Source organism: Aestuariivirga sp., from assembly GCF_037139295.1.
Lineage (GTDB): Bacteria > Pseudomonadota > Alphaproteobacteria > Rhizobiales > Aestuariivirgaceae > Aestuariivirga.
The window spans coordinates 1-7,027 of record NZ_JBAXGR010000140.1 but is presented as its reverse complement, the minus strand read 5'-3'; the positions used below and the strand labels follow the sequence as shown (position 1 = coordinate 7,027).

6 protein-coding genes and 1 pseudogene are annotated in these 7,027 nt (G+C 64.2%); all 7 read left to right on the top strand.

Annotated elements, in window-relative coordinates; translation table 11 throughout:
- Positions 1 to 36 precede the first annotated feature (36 nt).
- Positions 37 to 960 (top strand): annotated as a pseudogene (locus WCJ41_RS19380) (FGGY-family carbohydrate kinase); the annotation flags it as partial.
- Between the two features lie 3 nt (positions 961 to 963).
- Positions 964 to 1,737 carry an SDR family oxidoreductase gene (locus WCJ41_RS19375; protein ID WP_336907483.1) on the top strand — a complete coding sequence of 258 codons (774 nt, stop codon included), beginning with the start codon at positions 964 to 966 and terminating at the stop codon, positions 1,735 to 1,737.
- Positions 1,738 to 1,742: 5 nt separating this feature from the next.
- On the top strand, positions 1,743 to 2,501 hold the full coding sequence (locus WCJ41_RS19370) for an SDR family oxidoreductase (protein WP_336907482.1): 759 nt from the start codon (positions 1,743 to 1,745) through the stop codon (positions 2,499 to 2,501).
- Positions 2,502 to 2,548: 47 nt separating this feature from the next.
- Positions 2,549 to 3,676, top strand: coding sequence for a glycerol dehydrogenase (locus tag WCJ41_RS19365; protein WP_336907481.1), 1,128 nt, complete (start codon positions 2,549 to 2,551; stop codon positions 3,674 to 3,676).
- Between the two features lie 71 nt (positions 3,677 to 3,747).
- Positions 3,748 to 4,704, top strand: coding sequence for a galactitol-1-phosphate 5-dehydrogenase (locus tag WCJ41_RS19360; protein WP_336907480.1), 957 nt, complete (start codon positions 3,748 to 3,750; stop codon positions 4,702 to 4,704).
- A gap of 19 nt (positions 4,705 to 4,723) precedes the next feature.
- A complete protein-coding gene (locus WCJ41_RS19355) occupies positions 4,724 to 6,244 on the top strand; it encodes an FGGY-family carbohydrate kinase (protein WP_336907479.1) in 1,521 nt (506 codons plus the stop codon).
- A 14-nt stretch (positions 6,245 to 6,258) separates the two neighbouring features.
- Positions 6,259 to 7,027 (top strand): deoxyribose-phosphate aldolase (gene deoC, locus WCJ41_RS19350; protein ID WP_336907478.1); only part of this gene is annotated, 769 nt, incomplete at its 3' end.

Below are 7,027 nucleotides of genomic sequence, written 5' to 3'. Positions count from 1 at the left end.
GCGTCGAACACCGCGGTCTCGTTCGAGTAGCCGTTGCTCGGCATCGACAGTTCCAAGCGGCCGCCGATCCGCGAGCCGCTTGATATTCTGGGCAACGTCACCGCCGCAGCCGCGCGCGAGACGGGTTTGCGCGAGGGAACCCCAGTTTTGGTCGGTGCTGCCGACTATACTGCTGCACTGCTCGGGTCCGGCGCCTGCCGGCCGGGCCTTGTCTCGGATGTCGGCGGTACCTCGCTTATCCTCACTCTCATCGCAGAAAAGCCGCTGCTCGACCCTGAGATCAGCAATGTCGCCACCATCGAAGGCAACTGGGGGCCATTCGTTCTTCTCGAAAGCGGCGGCGATGCAATGCGCTGGGCACGGCGTGCCTTCCACGAGAAGACGCTTGACTATGCAGATATCGTGGCCAAGGCTGCCGAGGCACCTGCTGGGGCGAATGCTCTGTTCTTTCTGCCCTTTCTTACAGGCGAACGGCTCGGCGCTTATCGCAATGCGCGTGCGCAGTTCTTCGGGCTGGGCGCAGGCCATGGCTTGGCCCACCTTCACCGCGCCATCATGGAGGGCGTGGCCTTCGCGGGCGCCCGGCACCTCCGTGTCATGGAGCAGGCGGCGCAGCAGAAGGTCGAGCGCGTCATGGCCTCGGGTGGTGCCGCCAAGACGGCGCTATGGCTCGAGATCAAGGCGAGCATCTATGGCGTTCCCCTTCTCGTGCCGGCGGAGGCGGAGTGCGGTGTGATCGGCAGCGCTGCCATGGCGGCGACCGCGCTTGGTCAGTTCCCAGGCGTGCAGGCGGCCATCTCGCGCTTCGTTCGCTATTCGGCAGAAGTGAAGCCCAACCCCCGCTGGGTGGAGACCTATGCCCGCATGCAGCCGGTATTCAACCGCATCTACGCGAACAGCCAACCACTCTACGCCGCTCTTGACGCGCTTCTGACCGACAACGTTGTTTCGAAGGATTGACCCATGTATCTTGAGAAATTCAGGCTGGACGGCAAGATTGCCGTAGTGACGGGGGCAGCGCGCGGCATCGGCTTTGCCACGGCTGACGCGCTGAGCGAAGCTGGGGCCGCGGTGGTCATCACCGACATGAACGGTGAAGCGGCGAAGACGGCGGCTGCGGAACTCGCCGCGAAGGGGCGCAAGATTTCCAGCGCCACGCTCGATGTGACCGACCCGCGCGCGGTGGAGCGCGTGCATGCCGAGATTGTTCGTGATCTTGGCCGGGTTGACATCCTGGTCAACAATGCCGGCATCTCGATCTCCAACCAGCCGGCCGAGAAGATGGACGATCCTACCTGGCTCAAGGTCATCGACGTTAACCTCAACGGCGTGTTCTGGTGCTGCCGTACCTTCGGCCGCGCCATGCTGGAGCAGGGCGGCGGCAACATCGTGAACGTCGGCTCCATGTCGGCTGACATCGTCAACCGCCCGCAAGAACAGGCGCAATACAATGCCTCCAAGGCGGGCGTGCACCATCTCACGCGTTCGCTCGCGGCGGAATGGGCCACGCGCAATGTGCGCGTCAATGCCGTGGCCCCCACCTACATCGAGACCGAGCTGACGAAGTTCGTCTATGACGACCCGGAGATGATCAAATACTGGTTGGGCGGAACGCCGATGAACCGCATGGGCCAGCCGTCCGAAATCGCCGCGGTTATCCTGTTCCTTGCGAGCGACGCCTCAAGCCTCATGACGGGCTCCATCGTATCGGCGGACGCCGGCTATACTTGCTGGTGAGTAGCATGCGCGAGATTATCGAAAGCTTTAAGCCGGGTCTTTTCGCAGGCAAGAGCGTGCTCGTTTCCGGCGGATCGAGCGGCATCGGGCTTGCTATCGCGCAAGGCTTCGCCGCCATGGGCGCCACGGTCACCGCGACGGGAACCTCAGATGCCAAGATGGCGAAGGCTAGGGCGCATCCCGACAGCCGCGGCATCAGTTTCGCCGCGCTCGATGTGCGCAGCCGCCCGGCGGTGGATGCTTTCATTGGCAGTATGGACCGCCTCGACGTGCTGGTGAACGCCGCCGGCATCGCCCGTCCGGGGACGGAATGGGAGGAGGACGGCTACCTCGACGTGATCGACGTCAACCTCAATAGCGTCATGCGGCTTTCGATGGCGGCGCGGCCGCTGCTCCAGGCGGGGCCCGGCTCGATCATCAATATCGCTTCCATGCTCTCCTATCTCTCGGACGACTCGGTGCCGGCTTACTGCGCCAGCAAGACGGGCGTCCTCGGCCTTACCCGTGCCTTGGCGCATCGCTTCGGGCCCGATGGGATCCGCGTCAACGCCATCGCGCCTGGCTATCACAAGACGGACATGACCAAGGCTCTGTGGGACGATCCGGTGCCGGCGGAAAAGATCCGCGTCAAAACGGCGTTGAAGCGCTGGGGTAGCGTCGACGACCTCGTGGGAACGGCACTGTTCCTTGCCTCTCCGGCCGCGGCCTACGTTACTGCGACGACGCTGCCGGTGGACGGCGGATATGTGGTGAGCGGCTTCTAAGCAAATATCCGGTGGCGCCTGCCGCTGCCGCACATGGAGATACTAACATGCCTGACTTGAAGAGCGGGGGCGGGCGACGGGATTTCGGCCGCAGCTTCGGCGGACCCGGGAAATACATTCAGCGCCCGGGCGAACTTGCCCGGCTTGCGGAGCATGTGCTTCCGCTTGGCCGCAAGGCCTTCGTGTTGATGGATAGCTTCATTTTTGACAACCATGGCGAGGCGATCACCTCATCGTTGCGTACCGCCGGGATCGAGGTGGCTGCGGAGCGCTTCTGCGGTGAATGCTGCAACGAGGAGATCGCCCGTGTGTCGGACCGCATGGTTGGAGCGGCGGTTGCTGTCGGTATCGGTGGCGGCAAGACCGCGGACACCACCAAGATGGCGGCAATCAAGACTGGGGCGCGACTGGTGATCGCTCCGACAATCGCCTCGACGGACGCACCCTGCAGCGCCATTGCTGTGCGCTATGACAGCCATGGCGTCTATCAGGAATCGCATTTCCTGCCGCGCAACCCGGATGCTGTTGTCGTCGACAGCGCTGTCATTGCTAGGGCACCGGCGCGCTTCCTCGTTGCCGGCATCGGCGATGCGCTCTCCACCTGGTTCGAGGCGCGCTCCAACCTTGGCTCCAACGCAAACAATCTCGTCTCGCCGAACATGCCACCCGCCGCCGCCGGAATTGCGATCGCCAAGTCCTGCCATGAGGTGCTCATTCGCGATGCACTTGCCGCCAAGCGCGCGGTGGAGCGGGGTGCGCTCACGGAGGCCGTGGAGAACATTATCGAGGCCAATACGCTGCTGAGCGGGCTCGGCTTCGAGAATTGCGGTGTCTCCGCCGCGCACGGCATCCATGACGGACTTACGGTGCTCGACGAAACGCACGGCTACTTCCATGGCGAGAAGGTCGCATTCGGCGTTATCTGCCTGCTCGTGCTCGAGGGCAGGCCCTACGATGAAATCGCATCGGTCGTGCGCTTCTGCCGCTCCCTCGGTTTGCCCACGCGGCTTGCCGATCTCAATCTTTCCAATGTAACGATGGCGGACTTGGGCATAGTTGCCGAAGCGGCGCTTGCACCCGGTTCCGCCATCTGGAAGGTACCCGTACCGCTTTCCGTCGACATCGTGCGCGATTCCATCATCACTGCCGATGCCATTTCCCGTCAACTCGATTAGGACAAGACATCATGCTAGCCGCCGTTATGCATTCACCCGGTAACATTCGCCTCGAGGATGTCCAGCGCCCCATGGCTCGACCCGGGGAGGTGCTGCTGAAGGTTGCGGCCGTCGGAGTTTGTGGCTCCGACATACCGCGTATGCTGGTCAAGGGCGCGCACCGCATGCCCATCATCTGCGGCCATGAGTTCAGTGGCCACATTGAGGAAGTGACGGAGGGCGTCGAGGGCTTCGCCGTCGGTGACCTTTGCGGCGTGGCGCCGCTGATCCCCTGCAATGAATGCGACCAGTGCAAGACGGGAAATTTCTCCCGCTGCCGTGACTATGACTATTTCGGCAGCCGCCGCGACGGTGCCTATACCTCCTACGTGACGGTGCCGGCGGGCAACCTCCTCAAGGCGCCGAAGGGCATGGACCCTCGCGCCACGGCCATGATCGATCCTGCATCGATCGCGCTGCATGCCATCTGGAAGTCGCCGCCCACCGCCGGCCAGCGCGGTGGCGTCATCGGCTGCGGGCCGATCGGTCTCTTTGCAATCCAGTGGATGAAGCTCTTGGGCTGCACGGAAGTGGTAGCGATCGACGTCGCACCCGAGAAGCTGGCGCAGGCGCGCGAGGCGGGCGCCACCCACACGTTCTTCGTCACCGACAGCTTGCCCTCGGGCCTCAAGTGCGACCTCATCGTCGAGGCGGCGGGACATAACTCCTCGATCAACGTTGCCGCCAACCTCGCAGGCCCGGGCGGGCATGTGGTGTTCATCGGCATCCCGGTGGGGGAGGTGACGGTTGAGAACAAGACGTTCCAGCACTTCCTCCGCCAGGAGGTGACGCTGCACGGGGCGTGGAATTCATTCGGCGCCCCATATCCGGGCCGGCAGTGGACGGTGACGCTTGACGCGCTCGCCTCCGGCCGGCTTCGGTGGCAGTTCATGATAACGCATGAACTGCCCATCAGCGAATTGCCCGCGATGTTCGAAAAGATCCGCAAGAAGTCCGAATTCTTCTCCAAGATCATGTTCCATCCGTGACGCAGGAGGGTTGACGCAGATGGCCTTGCTTCTCGGGCTTGATTTCGGCACCGGCGGCTTGAGGCTGGGGGTCTTTGACCTCAGTTCGCGCCGCATGCTGGGGGAGCGGGAGGAGGCCTATGCCACCGCTTACCCGCATCCCGGCTGGGCCGAGCAGTCACCTGCCGACTGGTGGCAGGCGCTGGGCCGCGCGTCGCGCGGTTTGATGGCGGAGCTGGGACGGCCGGAGATCAAGGCGATCTGTGTCGCCACCACCGCCTCCACCGTCGTCGCCTGTCGCTCCGATGGCATGCCGCTCTGCCCCGCACTCCTCTGGATGGATTGCCGCGCCGCCGCGGAGGCCGAGCGCAGTGCCACCTCGCGCAATTCGGTGATGGCCTACGTCGGCGGCAGCAATGCCTCGGAGTGGCTGATCTCCAAGGCCATGTGGCTCAAGGAGCATGAGCCGAAGCTATATGCCGGAGCCGACATTATCTGCGAGTGCCTCGACTACGTGAACTTCCTGCTCAGCGGCCGCTGGGTCGGATCCCGCATGAATGCCACCTGCAAGTGGAATTATGATTCCGTCGAGCGGCGCTTTCCCTCCGAACTCTACGAGGAGCTGGGCGTTCCCGGTCTCGAGGCGAAGCTGCCGCCCGAGATCCTGCCGGTGGGCGGCGCCATCGGTGCGCTCACGACGGCGGCAGCGGAACATCTGGGGCTGGGTAACCGGCCGCTGCTCGTGCAGGGGGGCATCGATGCGCATATCGGCATGCTGGGTGCCGGCACACTGAAGCCCGGCGACATGCTGATGATCGGCGGCACCTCCGTGGTGCAGCTCTTTCAGTTAGACCGGCAGCGTCCAATGTATGGATTCTGGGGCCCTTACCCGCACGCACTGGTCGAGGACTATTGGCTGGTCGAAGCGGGGCAAGTCTCGGCGGGATCGGTATTGTCCTGGTTCGCCAGCCATCTCTATGAGCTTGATGCGCCGGGCCGTGCTGAACTCTACGAGAAGGCAGCCCGCATTCCGGTGGGTGCAACAGGTCTCATCACGCTCGACTATTTCATGGGAAACCGAACGCCCTACCGCGACCCCCTGTTGCGCGGCGCGGTGCTAGGCCTCTCTCTGGGGCACGACCGCGCGGCAATCTACCGTTCGGCGGTGGAGGGTGTGGCCCTCGCATCAGCCAATGTGCTGAAGCGGGTAAGGGAGCTGAACGTCCCGGTCGACCGTGTCGTGACTTCGGGCGGCTATGGCAAGAACCGCCTGTGGCTGCAGGCCACGGTGGACGCGATCGGCATGCCTGTCCATCTTTCGCGGGAGCCAAACCTCACAATCATCGGCGCCGCAGCCTCCGCCGCTGCGGGCGCGGGCCTCGCGGCTGACTTGTTCGAGGCAAGTGCCGCCGTCCGCCAGCCCACGGTAGAGATCGTGCCGGACGCCAAGGCTCATGCCGCCTATCAGAATCTGCTGATCGATTATTTGGAAGCCACAGAGGCGCTGCGGCCGCTGTCGCACCGCCTCGCGTCGCGTCAGCTTGGCAGCAGCACAGTTTGAGAGAGTGTATGAAGATGAACGAGAGTACTCCGGTGGGTGCGTCGTATGGGTTTGCTTCGGTTGCGCGCAATCCGGGAGCGCCACTAACGCTTGACTGGTTCGAAGACGTGCAGGTCAACCTTTCCGCCGCGGAGCGACGCGCGGCGAGCCTCCCTGCGCGCTGCTCTGTGAAGAAGAACTACCAGGCCGCATGGCTGGTGAAGGCGCTCCAGTGCATCGACCTCACGACGCTCGCCGGTGACGACACGCCGGGCCGCGTCCACCGCCTCTGCGCCAAGGCCAGGCGCCCGCTGCGCGACGATATTGTTGCGGCGCTGGGCCTCAAGGACATGCCCACCGTCGGCGCCGTCTGCGTTTATCCCGCCATGGTGGCCCCCGCCGTGAAGGCGCTGGAAGGCTCACGTATCCCCGTCGCCTCGGTGGCCACCGGCTTCCCCGCGGGCCTCACGCCGCTGCCGCAGCGCCTCGCCGAAATCCGCTATGCGGTGGAGCAGGGGGCGAAGGAGATCGACATCGTCATCCACCGCGCCCAGGTCCTCCTGCAGGACTGGGCCGCGCTCTACGACGAGGTCGCCGCCATGCGCGAGGCCTGTGGCGAGGCGCACATGAAAGCCATTCTCGCCACGGGCGATCTCAAGACGCTGCGCAACGTCTACAAGGCCTCGATGGTGGCCATGCAGGCGGGTGCTGACTTCATCAAGACCTCCACCGGCAAGGAGGATGTGAATGCCACGCTGCCCGTCAGCCTCACCATGGTCCGTGCACTGAGGGATTACGGCGAGC